This window comes from Ideonella oryzae (assembly GCF_024055665.1).
GTDB lineage: Bacteria > Pseudomonadota > Gammaproteobacteria > Burkholderiales > Burkholderiaceae_C > Ideonella > Ideonella oryzae.
This window is the reverse complement of record NZ_JAMXMC010000007.1, coordinates 261,875-288,178: the sequence shown is the minus strand read 5'-3', so window position 1 is coordinate 288,178 and position 26,304 is coordinate 261,875. Positions and strand designations below refer to the sequence as shown.

The window sequence follows — 26,304 nt, the reverse complement described above, 5'->3', positions numbered from 1 at the left end:
GAGGAGGCCCGCGCGATGAACAACTTCTGGGATTTCCACCGCAGCCCCGTCAGCGTGGCCCTGCTGCTGCAGGTGGGCCGCGAGCACGGCCTGGCGCCGGTCGACCTGCTGGCCGGCACCCGGCTCACCGAGGCCCAGCTGGGCGACCCCAACACCCTGCTGTCGGGCGGCCAGGAGCTGAGCGTGGCCACCCAGCTGCTGAAGGCCCTCGGGCATCCGCCCGGCCTGGGGCTGGAGGTGGGGGCCCGCTATCACTTCTCGCACTACGGGCTGTGGGGCTACGCCCTGATCACCAGCGCCACGGCCGGCGACGCGCTGGCGCTGGCGCTGCGCTTCCTGCCGCTCAGCCATGCCTTCACCGCCATCCGCTACCGCGAGGAGGGTCCGCTGGGCGTGCTGAGCTTCGGCGCACCGGACCTGGCCTCGGCCGGCCTGCAGCGCTTTGTGGTCGAGCGCGACCTGGTGGGGGCGGCGGTGCTGCTGCAGGAGGTGGCCGGCGCCAATGTGGATCTGGCCTGGCTGCGCCTGCAGGCCCCGCGCCCGGCCACCCGCGGCCGCCCCGCCCCGGTGCTGGACCGGCCGGTGGCCGGCGCGGTGCCGCAATGGGGCGCGCCCGACACCAGCCTGGCCTTCGACCGCCGCCTGCTGGCGCGTCCCCTGCCCCAGGCCAACGCGCTGACGCTGGCGCAGTGCGAGCAGCTCTGTGCCCAGATGCTGGAACAGCGCCGCGCCCGCCTGGCCACGGCCCAGCAGGTGCGCCAGCAGCTGGCCGCCCGCGGGGCCGCGCCGGCGCAGAGCGAACTGGGCCTGCTGGCCCGGGCCCTGCACCTGAGCGAGCGCACCCTCAAGCGCCGCCTGCAGGCCGAAGGCACCTCCTTGCGCGCCCTGCAGGCCGAAGCCCGCCGCAGCCAGGCCCTGGCCCTGTTGGCCGATGGCCGGCTGAGCCTGGGCGAGGTGGCCGAGCGCCTGGGCTTTGCCGACCTCTCCAGCTTCTCCCAGGCCTTCAAGCGCTGGGAGGGCGTGTCGCCCCGGGCGTACCGGCAGCGCGGCGACGCCTGAGGGCTCAGGGCCTCAGCGCAGCGGGAGCGTGCCGCGGCAGCCGGGATAGCCGGTGCAACCCCAGAAGGCCTGACCGGCGTTCGCGCCCCGCTTGGCCACGCGGCGCACCATGGTCTGCCCACAGGCGGGGCAGGCCGGGGGGGCGGTGGATGCGGCGGAAGTTGGGGCCGCGGGTGCCGCGGCCTGCGCCACCGGCCGGGCGGGCCGGGGTGGCGCTGCCGGGGGCGTCACGGGCGCGGTGGCCGCAGGGGCGGCAGCCGGCCGCACCTGCCGGATGAGGCCCAGCAGCCGTGGCCCGTCCAGCAGGCGGATGTGCCGCCCTTCGGCAAAGGCGCGGGCTTCGTCGGTGAAGCGGCCGGAGGTCACCACATAGCCGCTGGCCGCGCCGCGGGCGGCCATCACGCCGTAGAGCTCGCGCACCACGTTCACGCCCACCCGGTAGGCGCGCCACTGCTTGCACTGCACCAGATGGGTTTCGCCCTCACGGCGCAGCACCAGGTCCACCCCGCCATCGGGCCCGCCGCCGCCGGTTTCCACGACCTGGAAGCCCTGCCGGCGGAAGATCTCGCCCACCAGCAGTTCGAAGGTCTGCCAGTCCATGCCGTCCAGCGTGTCGGCCGTGGGGTTGGCGCTGACGTTCTCCACCAGCGCCCGCCGCTGGCGGCGGCGCAGCGCCGAGGCCCCCGCGCCCACCAGGCAGATGATCGGCACCACGTACTGGCCCGCGTTGGCCAGGGCGCGCCACAGGCTGTGCTGCAGCAGGGCACCCATCTGGGCCGGATCGGTGGGCACCGGCACGGGCTGCCGGGCCACCTGGTGCAGGCCCAGATAGGCCACCAGCGCCAGGGTGACGCCGCCCCACCAGGGCAGCAAGGCCACCAACGCCATCAGATCCTCGAGGGGACTGCTCTTCTTTCGACGTGCCATGGATCGTTCTCTCCCAACGGAGACGATCCTAGGGCGGGACGAGTCTCTTCCCGAGGTGAATACTGCCGAAGGCCTTCGCTCAGAGCCGATGCCCCGGCCCGCCGCCACCGGCCGGCACGGCGGCCTGCGGGTCGATGTGGATCATCATCCGCACCAGCTCCGCCACGCTGTCGATGCCGAGCTTCTCGCGGATGCGACAGCGGTGGACCTCGACGGTCTTCTTGCTGATGCCCAGTTCCTCGCCGATCTCGCGGCTGGACAGGCCCTCGATCAGCAGGTCCAGCACCTCGCGCTCGCGCGGGGAGAGCGTGGCCAGCTGGCGCTTCATCAGCCGCGCGTGCCGTTGCTGGCGGTGCAGCTCGGCGGCCAGGTTGATGGCGTCCTGCACGCGGTCCAGCAGGGCCTGGTCGGAAAAGGGCTTCTCGATGAAGTCGAAGGCGCCCGAGCGCATGGCACGCACCGACATCGGGATGGAGCCGTGCCCGCTCAGGAACAGGATGGGCAGCTCGGGGCTGGTGGCGCGCAGCACCTCCTGCAGCTCGAAGCCGCCCATCTGCGGCATGCGGATGTCCAGCAGCAGGCAGCCGGGCTGCTCGGGGTCGTGGCTGTCCAGGAACTCGCGTCCGTTGCGGAAGACCTCCACCGGGTGGCCGACGGATTCGAGCAGCCAGCGCAGCGAGGTGCGCACGGCATCGTCGTCGTCGACGACGAAGACCACGGGGGTGTGAGACGGTGGCTTAGTGGAAGAGCTGGGGTGCATGGTCGACAGGCGCGGCCGGGGTGGCCAGCGGCAGGGTGAAGTGAAACTTGGCGCCGCCCGAGGCGCTTTGTGTGACCCACAGGCTGCCGCCGTGGGAATCGATGATGGAGCGGCACAGCGACAGGCCGATGCCCAGGCCTTCCTTCTTGGTCGTGAAGAAGGCGTCGAAGATCTTGTCCGGGTTGCAGCGCGGCAGGCCGTGGCCACAGTCCTCGATGGACAGGCTCACCGTGCCGGCGGCGGTCAGGTGGGTGGCCAGGGTCAGCTGGCGCTGGCCTTCGGGCGTGTGCTCCATGGCCTCGATGCCGTTGCGGGCGATGTTGGAGATGACCTGTTCGATCAGCACCCAGTCGCAGTCCACCAGCGCGGGTTCGCGCAGCAGCCGGTAGCGGGTGGCCACGCCGCGGGCCCGGGCCTCGATCTCGATGAAGGGCGCGATCTCCTCGACGATGGTGCGGATGTCCACCGTCTCGCGGTGGTAGGCGCTCTTGCGGGTGAAGTTGCGCACCGTGCGGATGATGCGACCGGCCCGCTCGGCCTGCACGCGGGTGTGCTCCAGCACCTCCATCAGCTCCGGCAGGCCCAGGCTGCCGGCCTGGGCGCGGCGAATGGCGCCGCCGACGAAGTTCATGATGGCGAAGAAGGGCTGGTTCAGTTCGTGCGCCAGGGCCGAGGCCATCTCGCCGGTGGTGGACAGTCGGGCCATGTGGCTGAGCTCCAGGTCGCGCTGGCGCACCCGGTCCTCGGCCTCCAGGCGGGCGCTGACGTCGCGGAAGGTCACCAGCAGACCGTCGACATGGCGGTCCTCCAGCAGGTTGACGCAGCTGCCTTCCAGCCAGCGCCAGCCGCCGTCGCGGTGCTGGATGCGGCAGGCAAAGCGCTGCTCGCTGCCGGGCTGCAGGGCCACCTGCCGAAGCAAATCGCCCAGTTGCTGGGCTTCACCTGACGCCACGCGGCCGAACACCGTCTTGCCACGCACCTCGCGTTCGCGAAAGCCCAGCACCTTGCGGATCGAGGGGCCGACCCAGACCACCTTGCCGTGCCGGTCGAGGATGGCGATGCCGTCGCTGATGTTGCCGATCAGCTGGCGGTAGTAGGCCTCGCGGGTGATCAGCCGCTCCTCGGTGGCCTTGCGGTCGGTGATCTCGCGCACCAGCGCGATCACCTTGGGCTGGCCACCGGTGACGATGCGCTTGAGGTTCACCTCGGTGGGCACCTCGCTGCCATCGGGCCGGCGCACCCACCACTCGAAGAGCTGCGGCCCCTCGTCCACCGCGCGGTGGATGTGCCGCAGGGCCCCCAGGCCATCGCAGCCATGCGGGCGCGAGCTGATGTCGCCCACGCCCATGCGGGTGAGCACCGGCACGGGCACGCCGGTCATCCGCGCGGCCATGCGGTTGGCATCCAGGATGGCGCCGGTGCGCTCGTCGTGGATGAAGATCGCGTCGTTCGCGTGATCGAACACGTCCTTGTAGTTGGTCGCCAACTGCATTGCGTCCTCCTGGGGGCGGTGTCGCGGGCCGGTAAGAACAAGCACCTACTGGCTTAGATGCGTTGCCGGATTTGCGCCACGCCATCCGGTTCCTAACCTTGCAAGCATGTTTCGGGCCGATGCCACGGGCCGAAGCGCTCACCCAGTTTTGCTGCAAGGACGCCCCATGAGCAACCGTGATTCCACCCCCCAGCCCGTCGTGGAGGTCAAGACCTACACCTGCGGTATCGTCGGCCCGAGCAACGCCATGTTGGGCCCCGTCGCCGATGGCGGCACCCTGCGCGTGGGCACCCCGCCGGGCTGCTGGGGCCCGATGATCACCCCCAAGTTCCAGGGCGGCCACGAGGTCTCGCAGCCGGTGGCCGTGGCCGGGGCCGAGGTCGGCGATGCGGTGGCGCTCAAGCTGCGCCACATGGTCGTCACCTCGCTGGCCACCTCCTCGGGCGTGATGTCCTTCGTCGATGGCCGCTACCTGGGCGACCCCTTCGTCGCCAAGCTCTGCCCGAACTGCGGCACCGTCAGCCCGCCCAGCCACATCGAAGGCATCGGCGACAACGCGGTGCACTGCGACGTCTGCGGCGCCGAGGTCAATGCCTTCCGCTTCACCAACGGCTATGTGATCGTGCTGGACCAGGACAGCGGCGTGTCGCTGACCGTGGGACAGGAGGTGGCCGACCAGCTGGCGGCCAAGGCCCTGGAATACGCCCGCCTGCCCGAGGCGGCCGAGCAGCACTCCATCCTGTCGCTGGCGCGCTCGGACATCGCCGGCCTGGCCGCGCACATGCAGCCTTTCCTCGGCAACATCGGCACCACGCCCTCGCGCGACCTGCCCGATTCGCACAACGCCGGGGACTTCGGCGCCTTCCTGGTCGATGCACCGCACCAGTACGCGATGAGCCAGGAAGCGCTGGACCAGCACAAGACCGACGGCCACATGGACACCAACTCGGTGCGGGCCGGCGCCATCCTGATCTGCCCCGTCAAGGTGCCTGGGGCCGGCGTCTACCTGGGCGACATGCACGCCCAGCAGGGCAACGGCGAGGTGGCGGGCCATGCCACCGACGTGGCCGGCTTCACCGAACTGGACGTGCAGGTCATCAAGGGCCTGACGCTGGACGGCCCCATCCTGCTGCAGCGTCCCGACGACCTGCCCCCGATGGCCCGGCCGATGAGCCCCGAGCAGCGTGCCGCGGTGGAGCGCCTGGCCCGACGCTACGGCCAGAAGACGATCGAGCGCAACGGCCCGATCACCTTCATCGGCTCCGGCCGCACGCTCAATGACGCCACCCACAACGGCGTGGACCGCGCCGCCAAGGTGACCGGCCTGTCGCCCGACGAGATCCTCAACCGCGCCACGATCACAGGCTCCATCGAGATCAGCCGCCTGCCCGGTGTGGTGCGCGTCACCTTCCTGTGCCCGATGGACATCCTGGACCGCCTGGGCCTGGGCGCGCTGGTGCGAGAGCAGTACGGGCTCAGCGACTGAGCCTTTCCATTCCCGATTCATTCCCTCTCACGGAGCACCGCCATGAACGCACCCGCTGAACTGCGCTGGGCCGCCAAGTACCCCGAGCTGGGCACCGGCCCCATCCCCATCGACCCCTGTGTCTCGCCCGAGTTCTTCGAGCAGGAACGGCAGAAGGTCTTCCTCAAGACCTGGCTGAAGGTCGGCCGCGTCGAGGAGATTCCCAACGCCGGCGACTACAAGGTCAAGAAGCTGGACTTCGCCAAGACCTCGGTGATCTTGATCCGCGGCAAGGACGGCCAGGTCCGTGGCTTCCACAACACCTGCTCGCACCGCGGCAACAAGGTCATCGTCGAGACCGGCGAGGAGACCTTCGGAAAGAACAAGGCCGCGGTGGTGACCTGCCGCTTCCACGGCTGGGTCTACGACGCCAAGGGGGCCATCGTCCAGGTGCCCGAGGAGCAGAAGTTCCACGCCTGCTTCGAGAAGGACAAGAACGCCCTGACCTCGGTGCACACCGATGTCTGGGAAGGCTTCATCTTCGTCAACCTGGACCCGGCGCCGCAGGTGCAACCGCTGGCCGAGTTCCTGGGCGGCCTGGGCCAGCACCTGAGCGGCTTCCCGTACCACGAGCTGTCGCACTGCTTCAGCTACCACACCTACCTGGACTGCAACTGGAAGGTGGCGCACGACGCCTTCGCCGAGGCCTACCACGTGGCCACCATCCACGCGGGCTCCTTCCCCAACGTGTTCACCTCCGGCCTGCAGAACGTGGAGCTGTTCGGCCCGCACCGCACCGCGGCCATCTGCCTGTCGCTGCAGAACGACCCGACCCCGGTGGCCAAGATCGCCAATGCCCTGGCCACCGGCTCGCTGGTGGCGCGCCGCGGCGCGTCGATGCTGCCGCCGGGCGTCAACCCGGACCACCGCGAGGACTTCGCCTTCGAGCTCTCGGTGATGTTCCCCAACCTGCTGCTGCACGTCTCCGAAGGCATCTGGTTCACCCACCAGTTCTGGCCGGTGTCGCACAACAAGACCCTGTGGGAAGGCAAGTACTACGTGCGCCCGCCCAAGACCAATGGCCAGCGCTGGGCCCTGGAGCACGCCCAGTGCCTGCAGCGCAACGCCTGGCTGGAGGACACCGCGACGATGGAAGACACCCAGATCGCGCTGGAGTCCGGCGCCAAGCCGGTGATGCACCTGCAGGACGACGAGGTCCTGATCCGCCACGGCTACCACGCGCTGGAAGCCGCCATGCACGCCGAATGAGGAGCCCCACCATGAGCATCACCACCCTGCCCAAGTCCTTCGAAGTGCTGGAACCCCTGGTGCCCAGCTGGGCCCTGGCCACCCAGAACGAGCGCCAGCAGCGGCGCATCCACGCCTCGCGCGGCGAGCTGCGCGCCTTCTACGAGGCGATGCTGCCGCGCATCGAGGACATCGTCAGCTACGTCGACCGCTACCCGCTGGGCGAGCTGCCGCCCGAGGCCGAACGCCTGTTCGCGCTGGCCCTGTCGCTGGCCGAGGTGGCACCGCACATCGAGCTCTACGGCGGCGACCCCAAGGTGCCGCACAGCTTCGACGAGGCCCGCTTCGTCGCCGACCACGGCGAGCAGGTGCTCTGAGATGGACCTCGCCGGCCTGACCGAACGCCTCGTGCGGCTCGAGGACCAGGAGGCCATCCGCACCCTGGTGGCGACCTATGCGCTGGGGGCGGACCGCCACAACGACCCGGCCATCCTCGGCCCGCTGTTCACCGAGGACGCGGTCTGGGCCTGCGAGGGCTTCGGCCAGCACCAGGGTGCTGAAGAGATCGCCCGCGCCCTGGCCGAGATCGGCCGCACCCGCATCCGCTGGTCGCTGCACTACATGGTGTCGCCGCTGGTGGAGCGGGCCGACGATGGCGCCACCGCCCGCTGCCGCTGGTACCTCTGGGAGCTGGCCCAGGTGGCCGAGCCCGGCGATCCCGCGCCGCAGGCGCACTGGATCGGCGGCTGCTACCACGCCCAGGTGCTGAAGGGCCCGCGGGGCTGGCGCTTCGCCCGGGTCGACCTGCAACTCAAGCTCCTGAGCCCCCACCGCGAGGGCTGGCAGACCCTGCCGCCCACCCTCTGACCCGCATCCAAGGAAGTTTCATGCGCAAGATTTCTCTGATCGGTGGAGGCCAGGCCGGCCTTCTCCTGGGCTTCGCCCTGCTCGACAAGGGCTACGCCGTCACCCTCTACACCGACCGCAGCCCCGAGCAGGTGCTCAACAGCCGCATCCCCAGCACCGCCTTCCTGTTCAACAGCTCGCTGCAGTTCGAACGCGAGCTGGGCCTGAACTTCTGGGAGGATGTGGTGCCCTACGGCGAGGGCATGCACGTGGACTTCCGCGGGCCCGATGGCCGCATCGGCCTGACGGTGCAGGGCCGCCTGGGTGAGCTGAAAGGCCAGGCGCTGGACCAGCGCACCAAGTTCTCGCGCTGGATGCGCGAGTTCAGCCAGCGCGGCGGCAAGCTGGTGATCCAGTCGGTCTCGGTGGCCGACCTGGAACGCATCGCCGCCGACAGCGACCTGACCATGGTCGCGGCCGGCAAGGGCCCCATCAACGCCTTCTTCGAGCGCGACGAGGTGCGCAGCGCCCACAGCACGCCGCCGCGCCACCTGGCCGCGCTGCTGCTCACCGGCCCGCAGCTGATGGGCGACCGGCCCTGGGCCCGCGTGCCCTTCCGCCCGCTGCGCTTCAACTTCGTGGCCGGGGTGGGCGAGTTCTTCTCGCTGCCCTTCTACACGCACACCCGTGGCGAGTGCCGCAGCTTCCTGTTCGAGGCCATTCCCGGCGGCCCGATGGACCGCTTCCAGGCCGCCCGCGATGGCCACGAGCTGCTGGAGATCGCCCGTGCGGTGGTGGCCGACTTCGCGCCCGACGACCTGCACCACCTGGACGGTGCCGAGCTGACCGACGAGGACGCCTGGCTCAAGGGCAGCTTCCTGCCCACGGTGCGCAAGCCCGTCGGCCGCTTGCCCGGTGGCGGCCTGGTGATGGCCATCGGCGACACCGCGGTGCTCAACGACCCGATCGCCGGCCAGGGCGCCAACAACGCGGTGCGCATGGTGCGTTACCTGGCCGAGCGCATCCAGGCCCAGGGCCAGCGCGCCTTCGACGCGGACTGGATGCAGGACGTCTTCGAGACCTTCTGGAACGAATCGGCCGTCTTCACCACCGGCTTCACCAACGCGCTGCTGCTGCCCCCGGGCGAGCCGGTGATGGAAGTGCTGGGCGCGGCCTCGGTCCACCCGCCGGTGGCCGATGCCTTCATGCGTTGCTTCGACAACCCGCGCAACTACTTCCCCTGGATCACCGACGTGTCCCTGGCGCGCGCCTTCGTGGCCGAAAGGACGGTGCGCGATGCGGCCTGACCCCGGCTCCCCCTGGCGCGACGACGGCGAGGCCGGCGACCCCGCCGCCCTGCGCCGCGCGCTGGGCCTGTTCGCCACCGGCGTGACCGTGGTGACCACCCTCACCGACGACGGCCGGCCGGTGGGCATCACCGCCAGTTCCTTCAACACCGTCTCGCTGGACCCGGCCCTGGTGCTGTGGAGCCTGTCGCGCCGCTCGCCGCACGCCGGCAGCTTCCGGCCCGGCCGCCCCTTCGGCGTGAACGTGCTGGCGGGGGACCAGACGGCCCTGTGCCAGCGCTTCGGCCAGCCCGGCGCCGACAAGTTCGCCGGCCTGGTCACCACGCCGGGGGTGGGGGGCGTGCCCATGCTGCCCGGTGCGGCCGCGCAGTTCGAGTGCGTGGGCTTTGCCGAGCATCCCGGCGGCGACCACGTGATCGTCGTGGGCCAGGTGCTGCGCCTGCGCTGGCGCGACACCGCCCCGATGGTCTTCTGCCGCGGCCGGCTGGGCGTGCTGCCCGAAGCCGAGCCGCTGGCGGCCTGAGTCAAGGAGAGGAATCCATGCGAGGACTCGAGAACAAGGTGGCCATCGTCAGCGGTGGCGCGACGCTGATCGGCGCGGCGGTGGCGCGGGCCTTCGTGGCCGCCGGCGCGCGGGTGCTGGTGGCTGACATCGACGACGCGGGTGGCCAGGCCCTGGCCGCCGAGCTGGGCCCGGCCCTGCGCTTCCAGCACACCGACCTGGCCGTGGAGGCCGAGGTCGAGGCCTGCGTGGCCGCCGCCCAGGCCGCCTTCGGCCGCATCGACTTCGTCGTCAACGTGGCGGCCGTCTATGCCGACCAGGGGCCGGCCACCACGCGCGACGAATGGACCCGCTCCTTCGCCGTCAACGTGATCGGCCCGGCGCGGCTGGTGCAGCTGGCCTGCCCGCACATGGCGCCCGGCAGCGCGGTGGTGAACTTCGGCTCCACCAGCGCGGGCGTGGCCCAGGCTGGCCGCTGGGCCTACCCGGCCACCAAGGCCGCCGTGCTGCAGCTCACCCGCAGCCAGGCGCTGGACCTGGCCGCCGCCGGCATCCGCGCCAACGCCGTGTCGCCCGGCTGGACCTGGTCGGGCGTGCTCGACCAGATCTCCGGCGGCGACCGGGCCCGGGTCGAGGCCGTGGCCCGGCCCTTCCACATGCTCGGCCGCATCGGCGACCCCACCGAGGTGGCCGAGGCCGTGCTCTTTCTGTGCTCCGACCACGCCCGCTTCATCACCGGCGCCAACCTGGCCGTTGATGGCGGCTATGCCGCCCTGGGCCCCGAACAGGGCCTCACCCCCATCCTGGAGTTGCTGTCATGACCCCGCTGTTCCGCTTTCGTCTGCTGCCGCTGTGCGGCCTGATCCTGGCCGGCCTGGCCGGCCTGGCCACCCTGCCGGCCCACGCCACCAACGGCACCATGCCGCACGGCTACGGCATCGCCTCGCAGGGCATGGGCGGCGCCTCCATCGCGCTGCCGCAGGACGCGGTGGCCGCGGCCAACAACCCCTCGGGCATGGCCTTGCTGGGCCAGCAGCTCGAAGTGGGCCTGGCGGTGGTGCTGCCCAAGCCCTCGGCCACCTTCGGCGGCACCGACTTCGACGGCGGCGGCCTGAAGGCCATCCCGGTGCCGGAGTTCGGCTATGTGCGGCCGCTGGACGACCAGCAGTCGGTCGGCCTCTCGGTCTACGGCAACGGCGTGGCCACCAAGTACCGCCAGTCCATTTCGGGCGGGGCCGGCAGCGCCAACGACGGCGCCAATCTGACCCAGGTGATCTTCTCGCCCACCTATGCCCTCAAGCTCAGCCCCACCCAGGCGGTGGGCGTCTCGCTGGACCTGGCCTACCAGCGCTTTCGCGTCAACGGCGTGCCCGATGTGAATGGCGTCGAAGGCCAGGGCTACGAGTCCTCCACCGGCGCGGGCCTGAAGCTGGGCTGGACCGGCGAGGTGCTGCCTGGCGTCTCGCTGGGGGCGATGTACGCCTCGCGCATCCGCATGGGCAAGCTCAAGGCCTACAGCGCCCTGCTGGCCGACGGCGGGCAGTTCGACGTGCCCGAGCGCTACGGCCTGGGCCTGGCGGTGCGGGCCCCGGCCGGCCTCACCTTCGCGGCCGACGTGATGCGGGTGAACTGGGGCGACATCGCCTCGCTGGGCAACGCCCTGACCAACCCCCAGCCCGGCTTCGGCTGGCGCAACCAGACCATCGTGCGCGCCGGCGTCGCCTGGGACGTCCAGCCCCAATGGACGCTGCGGGCCGGCTACAGCCATGGCACGCAGATCGTCAGCAGCGACAACACGACGCTGAACTACCTGGCCCCCGTCACCCCGCAGGAGCACCTGACCCTGGGCGCGACCTGGAAGCTGGACGCCCGCCAGTCCCTCAGCCTGGCCTATGCGCGGGCCCTGGGCACCACCGTGCATGGCACCGGCCCCAGCACCGGGGTGGACGTGCGCATGTCGCAAAACTGGCTGGCCGCCGCCTGGTCCCGGGCCTGGTGAGGCCGCCTTCCCGCTGACTCCTGAAAGCCGAGCATGACCACGACCTCTCCCCTGACCCCCCTGTGCGCCGTGGCCGACGTGCCTGCCGGCGGCTGCCGCCGCATCGCGCTGCCCGGCCGGCCGCCGCTGGCGGTGTTCCGCATCGACAGTGGCATCCACGTCACCGACGACACCTGCACCCATGGCGACGCCTCGCTGTGCGATGGCGAGATCGAGGACGGCCTGGTGGAGTGCCCCTACCACCAGGGCGCTTTCGACATCGCCACCGGCAAGCCGGCCGGTGCGCCCTGCACCATCGCGCTGCGGGTCTACCCGGCGCAGGTGCAGGACGGCCAGGTGCTGGCCGCGCTGCCGGTGCAGGAGCCGGCATGACGGTGAGCCTCAACGGCGGCGAGGCCTGCTTCGAGGTCGCCGAGGGCGACACCCTGCTGCGGGCCGCGCTGCGGGCGGGCGTGGCCCTGCCCTACGAATGCGGCGTGGGCGCCTGCGGCTGCTGCCGCTGCGAGGTGGAGCAAGGCCAGGTCGAGGTGCTGTGGGCCGAGGCACCCGGCCTGAGCGAGCGCGACCGCCGCAAGGGCCGGCAGCTGGCCTGCCAATGCCGGCCGCAGGGTGACGTGGCGCTGAAGATGCGCCTGGACCCGCGCGGCACCGCCCCCACGCCGCCCCGGCGCCAGACCGCCACGCTGCGGGCGGTGCGCCCGCTCACGCACGACCTGCGCGAGTTCGTGTTCCAGACCGAGACCCCGGCTGCCTTCGAGCCCGGCCAGTACGCCTTCCTGGGCCTGCCCGGCCTGGCGCGCGAGCGGGCCTATTCGATGGCCAACCTGGCCAACGCGGCGGGCGAGTGGCATTTCTGCGTGCGCCGTGTGCCCGGCGGCGAGGCCAGCCAGTCGCTGTTCGACACCCTGCGGCCGGGCGACAGCGTGGCGCTGGACGGCCCCTACGGCATGGCCTGGCTGCGGCCGGACGTGGTGCGCGACATTGTCTGCATCGCCGGCGGCTCCGGTCTGGCGCCGATGCTGTCGGTGGCCCGCGGCGCGGCCGCCACGCTGCTGCGCGAGGGCCCGCGACGGCTGGACTTCTTCTACGGCGGCCGCACGCCGGCCGACCTGTGCGGCCGGGCCGAGCTGGCGGCGCTGGGGGTGCCGGGCGAGCGTCTGCGCTACCACGCCGCCGTCTCCGATGCGCAGGCCGCGGCCACCGCCGGCTGGACCGGCGCAGTGGGGCCCATCCATGCCCTGGTCGAGCAGACCTTGGGCGAGACCCTGGCCGAGCGGGAGATCTACCTGGCCGGCCCCCCCGGCATGGTGGAGGCGCTGCTGCCCCTGCTGCAGGTCACGCACCGGATCCCTCCGGAGCGGATCCACTTCGACCGCTTCTTCTGAGCCCGCGCGTTCAGTGCCAGCCGCTGGGCGGCACCGGCAGGCGCAGGGCCAGCGCCAGGCCGGTGAAGACGATGAACAGCAGCAGCTCGCCGGCATTGGCCAGCGCGCCCAGCAGGCTCAGCCAGAAGGGCAGGCCCAGGCTGACGGCGACGCACATGGCCACGGTCAGCAGGCCGGCCAGCACGCCGTGCACCTTGACGTAGTGCGGCATCCAGCGGCGCAGGGCGTCCAGGTTGCCCACCCGCATCGCGCGGTGCAGGAACAGGTCCCCCTGGGGGGCCTGCAGCAGGCCTACCGGCAAGAGGTAACGGGTCCAAAGTGAACGGCTGGGTGGCATGCGCAGCTCCCGGATGAACAGCGGTCGGGGATGTCGAGATTGTCCAGCATCAAGGGTTAACCCTTTAATTTGCTGGGGGACTGACAGGGCGTTTCGCGTGCATTTCCACGCGGTTTGCGCCCCTTTCCTCACCGCCAGCCCACTGCCACGTGCCGACAGATGCTGCCAGATTCGGCAGTGCGCGGCAGACTTGCGCCGGCAGAGGCGACACGGGCTGGCGCCGTCGCCATCGGGCAAGTCATTGTCCAGATTGGACTTTTCGGCGGGATGGGGGCTGGCATGGGGCTTGATAGCTTGGCCAGGAACATGAGCCCATGCCCCTGCCCTGGAGACCCCCACGCATGACCCCTTCTCCCACCCCCTACGACCGCCTGGGCGGCGAGGCCGGCGTGCGGCGCCTGGTCGAGCGCTTCTACGCGCTGATGGACGAGCTGCCCGAGGCCTACACCGTGCGGCAGATCCACCCCGAGAGCCTGGCCGGCAGCGCCGCCAGCCTGTTCAAGTACCTCAGCGGCTGGTTTGGCGGGCCACCGCTGTACACCGCCGAGAAGGGCCACCCGCGCCTGCGCATGCGCCATCTGCCCTACCGGGTGGGGCCGGTGGAGCGCGACGAGTGGATGCTGTGCATGCGCCAGGCCCTGGCCGAGACGGTGGACGACGCGCCGCTGCGGGCCGCGCTGGAGAAGGCCTTTGCCGACATGGCGGAGCACATGGTCAACACCGCGGGCGAGGCCTGCGCGGGTGCGGCCCCGGCCACTTTGCTCTGAACCGGTCTTTGGCGGCGGTTCAGGCGTCCTGCACCAGGCTGCCCAGCGTGCGCAGGGCCGTCTCCACCGCGTCGTCCATGGCGCGGCCGCAGCTCAGGCGCACGCAGCCGTCGTAGCGCCGGCCGGTGGAGAACATGGAGCCCGGCGCGATCTTGATGCCCCGGGCCAGCGCGGCGTCGAACAGGGTGTCGCCGCTGGCGCCGTCGGGCAGCTGCAGCCACAGCAGCATGCCGCCCTCGGGCAGGGTCACCCGGGTGCCGGGCGGGAAGTGGGTGGCGATGCGGTCGGCGTAGGCGTCGCGGTGCTGGCGCAGCGCCTCGTTCAGCCGCCGCAGGTGGCGGTCGTAGGCGGGGCTGTCCAGGAACTCGGCCACCGTGGCCTGGGGCAGCTCCTCCGGGAAGCGGCTCTGGGTGTACTTGAGCATCTCCACCCGGGCCTGCCAGCGCCCGGCCAGCATCCAGCCCAGGCGCAGGCCGGGCGCCAGGATCTTGCTCAGCGAGTTGCAGTGGATGACGCCGCCGGCCCGGTCCCAGGCCTTGAGCGGGCGCGCCGGCTGGGGGTTCATCTCGCCGTAGATGTCGTCTTCGATCAGCGCCACGCCGCGTTCGGCGCACAAGGCCACCAGGGCGGCCTTGCGCTCGTCGGGCATGGTGCAGCTCAGGGGGTTGTGCAGGGTGGGCATGACGGCGACCGCCTGGATGGACGGGTCGCTGTCCAGCGCAAAGGCCAGGGCCTCCACCGACAGGCCGTCGCGCGGGCTGGTGGGCAGCTCGATGGCGCGCAGGCCCAGGGCCTCGATGATCTGCAGCAGGCCGTAGAAGCTGGGCGACTCCACCGCCACCGTGCCGCCGGGCCGGGTCACCGCCCGCAGGGCCAGGTTCATCGCCTCGGTGGCCCCCTGGGTGATGACCACTTCTTCCGGCGCGGCTGTCACACCGCGGGCCAGGGCGCGTCGGGCCAGCGCGGCGCGCAGCAGCGGGTGGCCGTACCGGCGGGTCATGCTGACCAGGACGTTGGGCTGCAGCCGCAGCTTGCGCTGCATGATGCGCGAGAGCGCCTCGCCCGGATACAGCGCGCTGGGCCCCACCGCCAGCGCCAGGTTGGCGCTCACCGGCTGGCGTTGACCGCGGGCCAGGATCTCCGAGACATGGGCCGAGATGCCGACATAGGCCGCCGGGTCGATGGGCTGCAGGCCCTGCTCGGTGGCCGGGGGCAGGCCGCGCCGGCGTGGGTGCTGCACGAAGTAGCCCGAGCGCGCGCGGGCCTCCAGCCAGCCTTCATCCTCCAGTTGGCGGCAGGCCTGCAGCGCGGTCGACAGGCTGACGGTGTGGGTGCGCATCAGCGTGCGCACCGACGGGAAGCGGTCGCCCGGGCGCAGCGAGCCGGCGTGGATGGCTGACCGGTACTGGTCGGCGATGCGGCGGTACAGCGGGTTCATGGCGCGGGCCAGTGTGGGGGCGGGGCGGGCATCGGAACAGGCACAGAGTGTCGCGGATCGGACCGGAACAGATGGCCTGCAAGGCCGCTGTTGCGGGGCGCCCCGTGCGCGGCTGTGCCTGCCGGGCAGCGGACCGGCCGCGCACAGTGGAGGCCATGCACAGCGATGATCTGACCCCTCCCGCCGCCGTCACCCACACCCTGGCCGCCGGCCAGTGCCTGAGCCTGCAGCTGCGCCGGGGCGACCGGCTCTGGCTGGCCCAGGGGCGCCTGCAGGCCCGGCCGCCCGCCCAGTGGCTGGGCGAACGCCTGTGGCGGCCGGTGGCCGTCTGGGCCGAGGGGCATCAGGGGGAGGTGCAGGACGCGGGCGAGTGGCAGTGGCAGGCCCTGTCGGCCGCCACGCTGCGGCTGCAGCGGCGGGCCCCGCTGGGGGCGCGGCTGTGGGGCTGGACGGTCGGCGGGTGGGCCCGTCTCACAGCTCGCTGGCCCGGTCGGCCCGCCCGCGTGCCTTCTCCACCGGGTATTTGGCCGCGTTGACCACCATCTTGCGCGCGGCCGCGTCCAGCAGGTCCACCTCCAGCGCGCTGGCCAACTGCACCAGGTAGAGCAGCACGTCGGCCATCTCGGCGGCCACCGCGTCCTTGGCCGGCCCCGGCTGGGCCAGGGCGCGGCTCTGGTCCTCGGTCAGCCACTGGAAGTGCTCCAGCAGCTCGCCGGCCTCGACGATCAGCGCCGAGGCCAGGTTCTTGGGGGCATGAAAGGGCTGCCAGTCGCGCTCGGCAGCGAAGTCGTGCAGGCGTTGGGGCAGGGTCTCCCAGCGCAGGGGGTCGGCATCGTTTTTCATCGGGCATGTGTGCTGCCGGGCGGGGCAGCTCAATTTGTATACAGATGTGTCGATGGCGTGAAGGGCACGGTTCCGGCGTCTGCCAGATCCGCCTGGCGTGCGAGGCCACATTGTCGATCGCCGCTCCGCTGGCCTGGGCTGCCGACGCACCGCCGCCCCCCACCCTGGCCCATTGCGATGCGCCCGTGGCCTCCGTGATGGTGGGCAAGATGCAGTGCAAGGCCGCCAACGGCAACAACGGCGGCGCGGGGGCCTGCGGTCTGGCCGCCCTGCTGCAGATGGCCGATGCGGCCAATGGCGGGCTGAGCAATGTCAGCGGCATCGCCGACGGCATCAAGGACGTGCTGGTGACCGCTCTGTCCGAAAGCGGCTGTTTTGAAGTGCAGGACCGCGAGCAGCTCGACGAGATCGCCAAGGAACTGGAACTGGCCGGCAAGAAGGTGCAGACCCAGCAGGCCGAGTTCCTGATCTCCGGCGCGGTGACCCAGATCGATGTCAGCACCGAGAACAAGAGCTTCGGCGCCGGCCTGCCGCCCTTCGTGGGCTCCATCGGCACCAAGACCCAGAAGGCCGCGGTGGCCCTGGACATGAAGCTGGTGTGCGTGGAGACCGCCAAGGTCGTGGCCTCCAAGCGCGCCACCGCTTCCACCGAGGACAGCTCCTTCTCGGTCGGCGGCTTCGGCGGCTCCCTGTCCAGCCTGAAGGGCACCAACCTGGAGGCGGTGACCAAGGACGCCATCGTGCAGTCGGTCAACTTCCTGGTGGACGCGGCCCGCGGCGCCCGCACCGCCAGCGTGGCGGGCGCCCAGCCGACGCCCTGATCGCACGGGCGCATTGCACCCCGATCAGCAACGAAAAAGCCCCCGGGGGTACCGGGGGCTCGTGCCTCGCAGACCTTCAGGCCCGCGAAGAGGACTGGGGCTGTTCAGCCACTCAGTTGCTGGCGGCCGGGGCAGCGGCTTCGGCCTTGGCAGCGGCCTTCTTCTTGGCAGCGTGCTTCTTCTTGGCAACCTTGTGCTTGGTGGCGGAAGCGGCGGCGGCCGGCGCAGCAGCGGCGTCGGTGGCAGGAGCATCCGCGGCAAAGGCGCCGGCGGCGAACACGGTGGCGATCAGGGCAGCGAACAGCTTGGTCATGATGGGCAAGGACTTGGAGTCCGTGGGTTGAAGATGTCTGTACAACGAAGCCCGGAAACCTCCGGTTGACGGTCTCGAGGACAATTTGCAAAAAGTTGTCTCTGAGCTGTCTTGAACCTGTCCACCTTGCTCGACGCCATCGCCCACCTCCAGCCGGTGGATTCTGCCCAGCGCCTCTTCCACGGCCGCGGTGGCCGCCATCCCGGCTGCGAGGACTGGACCCTGGACGCCTACCCGCCGGTCTGGCTGCTGACCTGCTTCGCCCCGGTGGACGAGACCACCCTGGCCACCGTCCAGGCTGCCTTCGCGCGGCGCTGGGCCGAGGTGGCGCCCGGCCAGGCCCTGAACCTGGTCTTCCAGCAGCGCGACGAGGTGCGGGCCCAGACCCGTCTGCTCAGCGGCAGCGTGCCCGAGCCCCACACCGTGGTCGAGGACGGTGCCCGCTACAAGGTGCACCTGCTGCGCGGCTTCAACCATGGCCTGTTCCTGGACATGGCCGAGGGCCGGCGCTGGGTGCGGGCCCAGGCTGTGGCCCGGCCTGGCTTGACCGTGCTCAATCTCTTTGCCTACACCTGCGCCTTCTCGGTGGCGGCCCTGCAGGGCGGTGCCGGCCGGGTGGTCAATGTGGACATGGCCGCCGGCGCCCTGGGCATCGGCAAGGCCAACCATGCCCTCAACGGCCTGAGCGCCGGGGCCAGCTTCCTGCCGCATGACCTGTTCAGCAGCTGGGGCAAGGTGGGCCGCGGCGGGCCCTACGACCTGGTCATCGCCGACCCGCCCAGCTACCAGAAGGGCAGCTTCGTGGCCGAGAAGGACTATCCCCGCCTGCTGCGCCGCCTGCCCGAGCTGCTGACGCCCGGCGGCCAGGCCCTGCTGTGCCTGAACTCCCCCAAGCGCACCGAGGCCGAGCTGCGCACCTGGGTGGCCGAGCACGCGCCCACCCTGCAGGTCACCGAGCGCCTGCCCAACCCGGCGGCCTTTGCCGATGCGGATGAGACGCGCTCGCTCAAGGTGCTGGTGGCGCGGCGGCCGGACTGAGCCCGCCGCGGCCTGTCCTGGTTAGCATGGGCCGATGAGCTTTCCCACGCTGGAGACCCCGCGGCTGCGGCTGCGCGAACTGACGCTGGACGACGCCCCCGCCCTGCTGGCCATCCATGGCGACGGCCCGGCCATGCGCCACTTCGGCACGGACCCCCTTACCACCTTGGCCGAGGCCGAGGACCTGGTGCGGCGTTTTGCCGCCTGGCGCCAGCAGCCCCACCCCGGCGTGCGCTGGGGGCTGGAGCGCCGTGCCGATGGCGTCCTGGTGGGCAGTTGCGGCCTGTTCGCCTGGAACCGCGAATGGGCCAAGTGCAGCACCGGCTACGAGCTGGCCCGCACGGCCCGCGGCCAGGGGCTGATGCGCGAGGCCCTGTGCGCGGCCTTCGACTGGGGCTTCGCGCAGATGGGCCTGCACCGCATCGAGGCCCAGATCCACCCGGACAACGCCCCTTCGCTGGCCCTGGCCGAGGGCCTGGGCTTCGCGCGCGAGGGCCGGCTGCGCGAGGTCGGCTTCTGGGGCGGGCAGCGGCACGATCTGCTGCAGCTGGGTCTCTTGCGCGGCGACTGGGCGCTCCGCCGGGGCTGAGACACCGGCGCCACCGCATCAGGCGGCTTCCCGGCCCGGTTTTCCGGGCTTTGCCCCGGGCCCGCGCGCCCAACACTGGCGGCATCCCGAGGACACCGCCATGAACACCTCTCTGCCCGCGGCCGTCGGGGCCGCCCTGGCCCTGTGGGCCCTGCTGACCAGCCCGGCCCAGGCCGACCTGAGCCCGCTGGACACGCCCGCGCTGCGGGCGGTGAGCGCCCAGGCCAGCCCGCAGCCGCCCTTGCCGGGTGGCCTGGCCGCGCTGCTGCCCGCGGGCAGCTACAGCGTGGACACCGTCGACCGCGCCACCTTCCTGGCCCAGTTGGCCCAGCGCGGTGTCAATGGCCTGCCCGCAGCGCTCTATGACGGCCGCGACGTCAGCCAGTACAACTTCGCCGACCAGCCCTTCGACCTCAGCCTGGACCTGGCCCGGGTGATCGCCCAGCAGGCCGCGCCCAGCCTGCACCCCCTGGGCACGCTGACCTTCAGCGGCATGAACCTGGGCGGCACGGTGGTCTGGGTCTGGGGCCATTGAGCCGGGGCGCCTGCGGCGCGGACAATCCAGGGTTCTGAACCCTTGTCCTGTCCCGGACACCCGGAGCCCCGCGTGAAGCCCTACACCATCGAAGTCCAGCGCCTGAAGTCCATCCGCCACGACCACCACGGCCTCATCGAAGTCAGCCTGGACGCGCTGGTCTCGGCCCGTCAGGCCGCGCGCGATGACAGCGAGGCCGGCGCGCCCTCCACCTGCCTGAGCATCCCGGTGGAGCACGCCCGCACCCTGGTGCTGCTGCTCAAGCAGCAGTTGAACGAGCTGGACAAGCTCAACCCGCGCAGCCGGCGCTCCGGTCGGGCCTGAGCGCACTCAGCCCGCTGTCTCGTCGCCATTCCCCACCGGGGAGGGCTGGGTCGCCAGCACGTCGGCCAGCCGGGGGGCCTGTCCCTGACCCTGGGTGTTGGCCATCCAGTCGTCGAAGGCCTGCTGCAGATCCGGCGGCGCGTTGGATGGGCTCACCTGGGTGTCCAGGCCGTCGTCGGCGCTGGCGGGGCTGAAGCGCCAGGAGGTGTCGCTTGGGGTCATGGTGATGTCCATGTCACGGGTCCTTCTGTCAGGGGGAGTCGGCCATGCCAGGCCGAACCCCCATCAGACGGCGAACCGCGCCCCGGCGATGACACGATGAGGCCCCACGTGTCAGCGCCTTTCACATGGGCTTCACGCCGGTTCGCGCCGCGACGGCTTGGCGACAGCCTGGAGGCCATATCGCCTCATCTCAACGACGGGCCAGCGACCACTTCATCGGCAGGCCGGCGCAACAAAGCACCTGTTGCTGGTAACGGTGCAAAGTCACGTAGTCAGCTGCCTCGCGCAGGGGCAGGTCAAGTTGCTGCCTCAGCAAGGCATGGGCCGCCCGAATGATGTCCTCACACTGCTGCGGACGATGCAGCAGATCGGCCACGGTGGCCTCGATGGCCTCGCGTTCAGGAGGAACCGGGACGTAGTGGACCCAGGGCTCCAGGCCGGCGTCCAGTGCGGTTTCCCATTCGGACTCGACCATCAGCGTGACGGAGTTGGAGAGCAGGCTCCAATACTTGTTGGAGCCGATGTCATTGCCATCCACGACCAGCAGGAACTTGGCTTGTTGCTGCTCTTGCTGGGTCAACCGCTCTCCCACCAGCCCTGACATCAGATCCTGCAGCAGAGGGATCTTTGGCAAGACGGAAAGCTCCTGCTCGTTCAAGGTGAATTTCACATCGGCGATGCGGGAGTCCTTCAGGGCGTGAGCCACTCGCCAGCGCGCCATCTGAGGAAGATATTTCTCGGTGAGACTTTCCCGGCCCTCCCGAAACGATGAAACAGCCCACCACAGATCGGTGCCCTCCAGTCGCGCCGTGCCTGTGCACCGACCGCGCCATACCACTTTGTCGGCCTTGTGCTGAAAGGGCAGTGGGTCGGGGGAGATCGGCAGGTTGGGACCTCCGGGTCCCATGTAGTTCCATGCCAATGGCATCAACACCACCTGCCCTCTTTGGCTGCGGCGTCGGCAAAACTGAATCAGGGGAACGCCGTTCAACTCTGGCAGCGACTGCTGATAGTCCCAGCCTTGAGCGTCATGCCAGTTCGTGGCGAACTTGCCACTGAGCTTCCAGTCATGGCACAGGTTGGCAAAACGGGTTTGACGCCGGGCCAGGCCGGCATGTTGGGGTGGACCGTTCTCCACGAACATCTGGCCAGATTCGTCCCATTTGCTGCGAACGCCCCCTTGGGTGGGCGTGAAATAACGCAGTCCATCGAGATCGAGAACGCCGATGTGAGAGATCCGTCGGCAAGCGTCCAGTCCAGATGCGCTGAGCACCAGCGCCCGATCTTCCGGAATGTCGGCCCAACGGAACTTGATCTGGTCATCTAGCCAAGTCATACGTCAAACTGCTCGTTTGGATACCCAATACACCTGATCCGGCGGTGGGGTTGTCACGCGTGGCCTGTCCAGGGGGGCGACGAATGGCCCGGGGTTGGCCTCTCGATGCGCTCACGGGACGAGTGCCCTCAGGCCATCAATTTCAAGGGGCCCATCGCCCCATTGTGCCGCCTGTTTCTCGTGGGACCACCTCACCATGCCCCGGCTTCCCGCGCCCGAGCCGGTCCGAGTGCCTGGCGCCGCAGCCGGCCCGGGCTCTGCCCCGTCCAGCGCCGGAAGGCCTGGTTGAACACGCTCTGGTCGGCATAGCCCAGCTGCCGGGCCAGCGCGGCCAGCGGCAGCGTGCCTTGCCGCAGCAGGGTCAGCGCCAGGGCGTGGCGGTGCGCATCCAGCAGGGCCGAGAAGTGCGTGCCCTGGGCGGCCAGCCGCCGCTGCAGTGCGCGCGGGTGCAGGCCCAGGGCACGGGCTACCGTGGCCTGGGTGCACGGGCCCGGCGGCAGCAGGCGCGCGATGTGCTGATGCACCAGTGCCACCGTGTCGGGCGCGTCCGGCGCGTCCGGCGTGCCCGGTCTCGGGGGCGCGGTCAGCCGGGCCAGGGTGTCGCGGATCAGCGGCGCGTACTGCGTGTCCTGGATGGCGGTGGGGGCGTCCAGCAGCGCGGCATCCAGCTGCAGTGCGGTCTGTGGCGCGCCCCAGCGCAGCGACGCGCCCAGGCCGCGCGCCAGGGCCCGGCGCACGGCGGCATCGGCCGGGGCCGGGCAGGCTAGCCGCACCGCCTGCGGCGCGAAGTCCGGCTGACCGCTGACGAAGGCCACCGCATTGCGGGTCACCGCCATCGCAAAGGCCAGTAGCTGGGTCTTGGGCTCCTCGGGGCAGGCCGGGCGGTAGCTCAGCACGGCCCGCGGGCCGGCCACCTCCAGCGCCATCGTGAAGGCGTCCGAATGGGCGCCCAGCCGGTCGCCCAGGGCCGTCAGGGCCTCGCCCACCCGGGCCGGCAGCCGCGCCGCCAGGCCCACCGCGCCCAGCAGGCTCAGGTGCTGCACGGCCGCCAGCCGCAGCCCGAAATCCGGGCAGGCCCAGTCGCGCGCGCCGGCCTCCAGCAGCCGGCACAGGCCGCGGTAGGGCAGTCGCACCTCCGGGTCGTCCAGCGCGGCCAGCGGCAGCTTCTGGCGGGCCAGCAGGGCCTCGGCGTCCTGCCCCAGCTGCGCCGCCAGCGCGCGCAGGCCACGCAGGGCGCCCGCGCGGGTCCACGGCTCGGCCCGGCGCCGGGGGGGCTTGGTAGATGAGGGCGGCGTGGCGGGCATGTCGCGCATCCTAAAAAACCTGGCGCGCCGGCTCAAGCCGCCGGCTGGCCGAGGCCCTATCGTTCGGCCCAGAACAAACAGGAGACCTCCCCATGACCCAGGGCGCGACCGCCATGCTGCGCACGCTGCTCGACGCCGGCGTCGACACCTGCTTCACCAACCCCGGCACCTCGGAGATGCACTTCGTCGCCGCGCTGGACGCCACGCCGACCATGCGCGCGGTGCTGACCCTGTTTGAGGGTGTGGCCACCGGCGCGGCGGACGGCTACGCCCGCATGGCCGACCGGCCCGCCGCCACGCTGCTGCACCTGGGCTGCGGCCTGGGCAACGGCCTGGCCAACCTGCACAACGCCCGCAAGGCGCGGGTGCCGCTGGTCAACATCGTGGGCGAGCACGCCACCCACCACGCGGCGCTGGACACGCCGCTGCAGTCGGACATCGCCACCGCGGCGCGCAATGTCTCCAGCTGGGTGCGCACCGCGCAGCAGCCCGCCACCCTGGGCACCGACGTGGCCGAGGCGGTGGCCGCGGCCAAGGGCCCACCCGGCCAGGTGGCCACGCTGATCCTGCCGGCCGATGTTTCCTGGGGCGAAGGCGCCCGCCCCGCGGCCCCGCAGCCACCGGCCACCCCCGCGCCAGCCGATGCGGCCCGCGTGGCCGCCATCGCCCAGGCCCTGCGCGAGGCCAGCGCCCAGGGCGGGCGCTGCGCCCTGCTGCTGGGCGGGCGGGCCCTGCGCGAACCGGCGCTGCGCGAGGCCGGCCGCATCGCCGCCCACCTGGGCCTGCGCCTGCTGGGCGAGGTCTTCCCGACGCGGCTGACCCGCGGTGCCGGCCTGCCGCCGGTGGAGCGCCTGGCCTACCTGGCCGAGATGGCCTCGGTGCAGCTGGCCGGCCTGACCCACCTGGTGCTGGTGGACGCCCGCTCCCCGGTGTCCTTTTTTGCCTACCCCGGCCAGCCCAGCACGCTCACGCCGGCCGGCTGCACCCTGCACACCCTGGCCGCGCCGGACGAGGACGTGCTGGCCAGCCTGAGCGCCCTGGTGGCCGCGCTGGGGGCGCAGGCCGCCGTGCCCGCGCTGCAGCCGCCCTGGCGGCCCGGCGCCCCGCGCGGCAAGCTCACGGCGGAAAAGGTCTGCAAGGCCGTGGGCCACCTGCTGCCCGAAGGCGCCATCGTGGTGGACGAGGCCCAGACCTCCGGCACCCTGCTGCCGGGCTTCACTGCCGGGGCGCCGCGGCACGAGCTGCTGGCGCTGACCGGCGGGGCCATTGGCCAGGGCCTGCCGCTGGCGCTGGGCGCGGCCGTGGCCTGCCCGGACCGCCCGGTGCTGGCCCTGGTGGGCGACGGCGCGGCCATGTACACCCTGCAGGCGCTGTGGAGCATGGCGCGCGAGCGGGCCCACGTCGTGAGCGTCATCTTCAACAACCGCGCCTACGGCATCCTGAACCTGGAGCTGCAGCGGGTGGGCGCCCAGCGCCCAGGCCCGCGTGCGCTGGCCCAGTTCGACCTGGGGCAGCCGGCGCTGGACTTCGTGCAGCTGGCCCAGGGCATGGGGGTGAGCGCTTGCCGCGTGGACACGGCCGAGGCCTTCACCGCCGCGCTGGCGCGGGCCCTGGCCCAGCCCGGGCCGCAGCTGATCGAGGCGGTGGTGCCCAGCGCCTTCTCGGGCCTGAAGCTGCGCGTGCTGCCCTGGCTGCTGCGCGTCCTGGGCCAGATGCCGCTGCCGGTGGCCCGGGCCCTGAAGCGGAAGATCGCACCATGAACCAGCGCATGGGCGACACCCTGGATGCCGACCTGCTGGTGGTGGGCGGCGGCCTGGCCGGCCTGCTCACCGCGCTGGGGGCCGTGCAGCGCGGTCTGCGGGTGACGGTGGTGGAGCGCGACACGCGCGAGCGCCTGGGCGGCCTGGCGCGCTGGGCCTTCGGCGGCATGGCCCTGGTGGGCACGCCGCTGCAGGCGCGGGCCAAGATCCCCGACCACCCCGAGCGCGCCCTGGCCGACTGGCTGCGCTGGGGCGGGCTGAGCCCGGCGGAGCCGGCTGACCGCTGGCCCCTGGCCTGGGCGCGCCACTACGTCGAGCGCTCCCGCCCGGATGTGCACGACTGGCTGCGCGGCCTGGGCCTGCGCTTCCTGCCGGCTGTCAACTGGGTGGAGCGGGGCCTGAACGGCGAGGGCAACAGCCTGCCGCGCTACCACGTGCTGTGGGGCACCTCGCGCCTGCTGACGCTGCGGGTGATCGCCGCGCTGGAGCAGGCCGCCAGCGGGCCCCGGGCCGACCGGCTGACCCTGCTGTGCGGCACCCGGGTGACCGCGCTGGACTGGACCGACGGCGCGGTGAGCGGCGCCCAGGCGCTGGACGAGGCCAGCGGCCGTGTGTTGCGCCTGCGCGCGCCGCAGGTGGTGCTGGCCACCGGCGGCCTCAACGGCACGCTGGAAGGGGTGCGGGCCCATTGGCCCGCGGGCCAGCCCTGCCCCGCCGAGCTGCTCAACGGCGCCCACCCCTTTGCCGATGGCGCCCTGCACCGGGCCGCCGAGCAGGCCGGCGCGCGCATCGCCGCGCCGGGGGCCATGTGGAACTACGCCGCCGGCATCCCGCACCCCCAGCCGCATTTCGAAGGTCACGGCCTGTCGCTGGTGCCGCCCAAGTCGGCCCTGTGGCTGGATGCGAGCGGGCAGCGCATCGGCCCCGCGCCCCTGGTCACCGGCTACGACACCCCCGACCTGTGCCGGCAGGTGGCGGCCCAGGCCCAGCCCTGGACCTGGCAGCTGCTCAACCGCCGCATCGCCCGGCGCGAGCTGGCCATCTCCGGGGCCGAGCACAACCCCCGCATCCGCGAGCGGCAGTGGCTGCCCTTCCTGGCCGAGACCCTGCTGGGCAGCGAGCGCCTGCTGGACCAGCTGCTGCGCGAGAGCCCCCAGGTGCTGGCCCACGAACGGCTGGACGGCCTGGCCGCGCAGATGAACGCGCTGAGCGGCGGGCCGCATGTGGACCCGGCGGTGCTGCAGGCCACGGTGGACGCCTTCGACGCCCACTTTGTGCCCGGCCAGGGCCTGCGCCTGGCCAACGACGACCAGCTGCGCCGCATCCAGCACGCCCGCCAGTGGGGGCCGGACCGGCTGCGCACCTGCGCGCCCGCACCGCTGCAGCGCCGCGGCGACGGGCCCTTCGTCGCCATCCAGCTGCGGCTCATCACCCGCAAGAGCCTGGGCGGCCTGGTGACCGACCTGCACAGCCGGGTGCTGGACGCGCAGGACCGGCCTCTGCCCGGCCTCTACGCGGTGGGCGAGGCGGCGGGCTTCGGTGGCGGCAATGCCAGCGGCCGGCGCTCGCTGGAGGGCACCTTCCTGCCGGGCTGTATCCTCACCGCGCAGGCGGCGGCGCGGCACCTGGATGGTGGCAAGCGGTCTGCCTAGAATGCGCGGTCCGCATACCGCAATAGGTATGTGAT

Annotated in this window: 30 protein-coding genes; 20 read left to right on the top strand and 10 right to left on the bottom strand. The window is 71.8% G+C overall.

The genetic code is table 11. The features are described from left to right. Window positions 1–15: 15 nt before the first annotated feature. Window positions 16–1,059, top strand: coding sequence for an AraC family transcriptional regulator (locus M0L44_RS13995; RefSeq protein ID WP_252770344.1), 1,044 nt, complete (start codon window positions 16–18; stop codon window positions 1,057–1,059). A 12-nt stretch (window positions 1,060–1,071) separates the two neighbouring features. Here the strand turns inward: M0L44_RS13995 and M0L44_RS13990 are convergent, their stop codons facing one another. The 3 genes from M0L44_RS13990 to M0L44_RS13980 form a co-directional block, all read right to left on the bottom strand. Continuing rightward, window positions 1,072–1,986 (bottom strand): restriction endonuclease, encoded by a 915-nt coding sequence (locus M0L44_RS13990; RefSeq protein ID WP_252770342.1) that lies wholly within the window; start codon window positions 1,984–1,986, stop codon window positions 1,072–1,074. 79 nt (window positions 1,987–2,065) lie between these two features. After that, window positions 2,066–2,704, bottom strand: coding sequence for a response regulator transcription factor (locus tag M0L44_RS13985; protein WP_435526420.1), 639 nt, complete (start codon window positions 2,702–2,704; stop codon window positions 2,066–2,068). A gap of 19 nt (window positions 2,705–2,723) precedes the next feature. After that, a complete protein-coding gene (locus tag M0L44_RS13980) occupies window positions 2,724–4,238 on the bottom strand; it encodes a PAS domain S-box protein (RefSeq protein WP_252770338.1) in 1,515 nt (504 codons plus the stop codon). A gap of 166 nt (window positions 4,239–4,404) precedes the next feature. Between M0L44_RS13980 and M0L44_RS13975 the strand changes: the two genes are divergently transcribed. From M0L44_RS13975 to M0L44_RS13930, 10 genes are read left to right on the top strand one after another with little or no spacing between them, the layout of a single operon-like run. Next, the gene (locus M0L44_RS13975; RefSeq protein ID WP_252770337.1) at window positions 4,405–5,724 is read left to right on the top strand and encodes an acetamidase/formamidase family protein; all 1,320 of its coding nucleotides are present in this window, start codon (window positions 4,405–4,407) and stop codon (window positions 5,722–5,724) included. Between the two features lie 42 nt (window positions 5,725–5,766). After that, window positions 5,767–6,972: an aromatic ring-hydroxylating oxygenase subunit alpha gene (locus M0L44_RS13970; protein ID WP_252770335.1), complete on the top strand. Its 1,206-nt coding sequence runs from the start codon at window positions 5,767–5,769 to the stop codon at window positions 6,970–6,972. Window positions 6,973–6,983: 11 nt separating this feature from the next. Continuing rightward, a complete protein-coding gene (locus tag M0L44_RS13965; protein WP_252770333.1) occupies window positions 6,984–7,328 on the top strand; it encodes a hypothetical protein in 345 nt (114 codons plus the stop codon). Window position 7,329: 1 nt separating this feature from the next. Then, complete coding sequence (locus tag M0L44_RS13960) at window positions 7,330–7,818, top strand: nuclear transport factor 2 family protein (protein ID WP_252770332.1); 489 nt, start codon at window positions 7,330–7,332, stop codon at window positions 7,816–7,818. Window positions 7,819–7,838: 20 nt separating this feature from the next. Continuing rightward, on the top strand, window positions 7,839–9,104 hold the full coding sequence (locus M0L44_RS13955) for a styrene monooxygenase/indole monooxygenase family protein (protein ID WP_252770331.1): 1,266 nt from the start codon (window positions 7,839–7,841) through the stop codon (window positions 9,102–9,104). Next, window positions 9,094–9,627, top strand: a complete 534-nt coding sequence (locus M0L44_RS13950) for a flavin reductase family protein (RefSeq protein ID WP_252770330.1) — start codon at window positions 9,094–9,096, stop codon at window positions 9,625–9,627. The genes M0L44_RS13955 and M0L44_RS13950 overlap by 11 nt, the downstream gene beginning before the upstream one ends. A 17-nt stretch (window positions 9,628–9,644) precedes the next feature. Then, the gene (locus M0L44_RS13945; RefSeq protein ID WP_252770329.1) at window positions 9,645–10,427 is read left to right on the top strand and encodes an SDR family oxidoreductase; all 783 of its coding nucleotides are present in this window, start codon (window positions 9,645–9,647) and stop codon (window positions 10,425–10,427) included. After that, window positions 10,424–11,605 (top strand): OmpP1/FadL family transporter, encoded by a 1,182-nt coding sequence (locus tag M0L44_RS13940; protein WP_252770328.1) that lies wholly within the window; start codon window positions 10,424–10,426, stop codon window positions 11,603–11,605. The genes M0L44_RS13945 and M0L44_RS13940 overlap by 4 nt, the downstream gene beginning before the upstream one ends. Before the next feature lie 33 nt (window positions 11,606–11,638). Further along, window positions 11,639–11,977 (top strand): non-heme iron oxygenase ferredoxin subunit, encoded by a 339-nt coding sequence (locus tag M0L44_RS13935; protein WP_252770326.1) that lies wholly within the window; start codon window positions 11,639–11,641, stop codon window positions 11,975–11,977. Continuing rightward, the gene (locus tag M0L44_RS13930) at window positions 11,974–12,990 is read left to right on the top strand and encodes a 2Fe-2S iron-sulfur cluster-binding protein (protein ID WP_252770324.1); all 1,017 of its coding nucleotides are present in this window, start codon (window positions 11,974–11,976) and stop codon (window positions 12,988–12,990) included. Before M0L44_RS13935 ends, M0L44_RS13930 begins: the two co-directional genes overlap by 4 nt. Before the next feature lie 10 nt (window positions 12,991–13,000). Here M0L44_RS13930 and M0L44_RS13925 read toward each other — a convergent pair whose 3' ends face one another. Continuing rightward, window positions 13,001–13,327 (bottom strand): hypothetical protein, encoded by a 327-nt coding sequence (locus M0L44_RS13925; RefSeq protein ID WP_252770322.1) that lies wholly within the window; start codon window positions 13,325–13,327, stop codon window positions 13,001–13,003. Between the two features lie 341 nt (window positions 13,328–13,668). Here M0L44_RS13925 and M0L44_RS13920 point away from each other — a divergent pair, with 341 nt between their 5' ends. Next, window positions 13,669–14,094, top strand: a complete 426-nt coding sequence (locus tag M0L44_RS13920; protein ID WP_252770320.1) for a group II truncated hemoglobin — start codon at window positions 13,669–13,671, stop codon at window positions 14,092–14,094. Window positions 14,095–14,113: 19 nt separating this feature from the next. On the opposite strand, the gene M0L44_RS13915 is transcribed toward M0L44_RS13920, so the two are convergent. Continuing rightward, window positions 14,114–15,532, bottom strand: a complete 1,419-nt coding sequence (locus M0L44_RS13915) for an aminotransferase-like domain-containing protein (protein ID WP_252770318.1) — start codon at window positions 15,530–15,532, stop codon at window positions 14,114–14,116. 155 nt (window positions 15,533–15,687) lie between these two features. Between M0L44_RS13915 and M0L44_RS13910 the strand changes: the two genes are divergently transcribed. After that, window positions 15,688–16,068 carry a hypothetical protein gene (locus M0L44_RS13910; protein ID WP_252770316.1) on the top strand — a complete coding sequence of 127 codons (381 nt, stop codon included), beginning with the start codon at window positions 15,688–15,690 and terminating at the stop codon, window positions 16,066–16,068. On the opposite strand, the gene M0L44_RS13905 is transcribed toward M0L44_RS13910, so the two are convergent. Further along, on the bottom strand, window positions 16,004–16,375 hold the full coding sequence (locus M0L44_RS13905; RefSeq protein WP_252770315.1) for a nucleotide pyrophosphohydrolase: 372 nt from the start codon (window positions 16,373–16,375) through the stop codon (window positions 16,004–16,006). The genes M0L44_RS13910 and M0L44_RS13905 overlap by 65 nt on opposite strands. 110 nt (window positions 16,376–16,485) lie before the next feature. Here M0L44_RS13905 and M0L44_RS13900 point away from each other — a divergent pair, with 110 nt between their 5' ends. Next, window positions 16,486–17,196, top strand: a complete 711-nt coding sequence (locus M0L44_RS13900; protein WP_252770313.1) for a CsgG/HfaB family protein — start codon at window positions 16,486–16,488, stop codon at window positions 17,194–17,196. Window positions 17,197–17,308: 112 nt separating this feature from the next. On the opposite strand, the gene M0L44_RS13895 is transcribed toward M0L44_RS13900, so the two are convergent. Further along, the gene (locus M0L44_RS13895; protein WP_252770312.1) at window positions 17,309–17,509 is read right to left on the bottom strand and encodes a hypothetical protein; all 201 of its coding nucleotides are present in this window, start codon (window positions 17,507–17,509) and stop codon (window positions 17,309–17,311) included. A 117-nt stretch (window positions 17,510–17,626) separates the two neighbouring features. Between M0L44_RS13895 and M0L44_RS13890 the strand changes: the two genes are divergently transcribed. From M0L44_RS13890 to M0L44_RS13875, 4 genes are all read left to right on the top strand, one after another. After that, window positions 17,627–18,547 carry a class I SAM-dependent methyltransferase gene (locus M0L44_RS13890; RefSeq protein ID WP_252770435.1) on the top strand — a complete coding sequence of 307 codons (921 nt, stop codon included), beginning with the start codon at window positions 17,627–17,629 and terminating at the stop codon, window positions 18,545–18,547. Between the two features lie 34 nt (window positions 18,548–18,581). Further along, complete coding sequence (locus M0L44_RS13885) at window positions 18,582–19,136, top strand: GNAT family N-acetyltransferase (RefSeq protein WP_252770311.1); 555 nt, start codon at window positions 18,582–18,584, stop codon at window positions 19,134–19,136. Window positions 19,137–19,236: 100 nt separating this feature from the next. Next, window positions 19,237–19,671 carry a hypothetical protein gene (locus M0L44_RS13880; RefSeq protein WP_252770310.1) on the top strand — a complete coding sequence of 145 codons (435 nt, stop codon included), beginning with the start codon at window positions 19,237–19,239 and terminating at the stop codon, window positions 19,669–19,671. Window positions 19,672–19,743: 72 nt separating this feature from the next. Further along, the gene (locus M0L44_RS13875) at window positions 19,744–19,995 is read left to right on the top strand and encodes a hypothetical protein (RefSeq protein WP_252770309.1); all 252 of its coding nucleotides are present in this window, start codon (window positions 19,744–19,746) and stop codon (window positions 19,993–19,995) included. A gap of 6 nt (window positions 19,996–20,001) precedes the next feature. Here M0L44_RS13875 and M0L44_RS13870 read toward each other — a convergent pair whose 3' ends face one another. The 3 genes from M0L44_RS13870 to M0L44_RS13860 form a co-directional block, all read right to left on the bottom strand. After that, complete coding sequence (locus M0L44_RS13870) at window positions 20,002–20,217, bottom strand: hypothetical protein (protein ID WP_252770307.1); 216 nt, start codon at window positions 20,215–20,217, stop codon at window positions 20,002–20,004. A gap of 190 nt (window positions 20,218–20,407) precedes the next feature. Beyond that, window positions 20,408–21,553 carry a glycosyl transferase family 90 gene (locus tag M0L44_RS13865; RefSeq protein ID WP_252770305.1) on the bottom strand — a complete coding sequence of 382 codons (1,146 nt, stop codon included), beginning with the start codon at window positions 21,551–21,553 and terminating at the stop codon, window positions 20,408–20,410. A gap of 191 nt (window positions 21,554–21,744) precedes the next feature. Beyond that, entirely contained in the window at window positions 21,745–22,857 is a 1,113-nt protein-coding gene (locus tag M0L44_RS13860) for an AraC family transcriptional regulator (protein ID WP_252770304.1), read from the bottom strand. A 92-nt stretch (window positions 22,858–22,949) separates the two neighbouring features. On the opposite strand from M0L44_RS13860, the gene M0L44_RS13855 reads away from it, so the two are divergent. Together M0L44_RS13855 and M0L44_RS13850 are read left to right on the top strand one after the other, a co-directional pair. After that, entirely contained in the window at window positions 22,950–24,617 is a 1,668-nt protein-coding gene (locus M0L44_RS13855; protein ID WP_252770302.1) for an acetolactate synthase large subunit, read from the top strand. Next, window positions 24,614–26,269: an FAD-dependent oxidoreductase gene (locus tag M0L44_RS13850; protein WP_252770301.1), complete on the top strand. Its 1,656-nt coding sequence runs from the start codon at window positions 24,614–24,616 to the stop codon at window positions 26,267–26,269. Before M0L44_RS13855 ends, M0L44_RS13850 begins: the two co-directional genes overlap by 4 nt. Window positions 26,270–26,304: the final 35 nt, after the last annotated feature.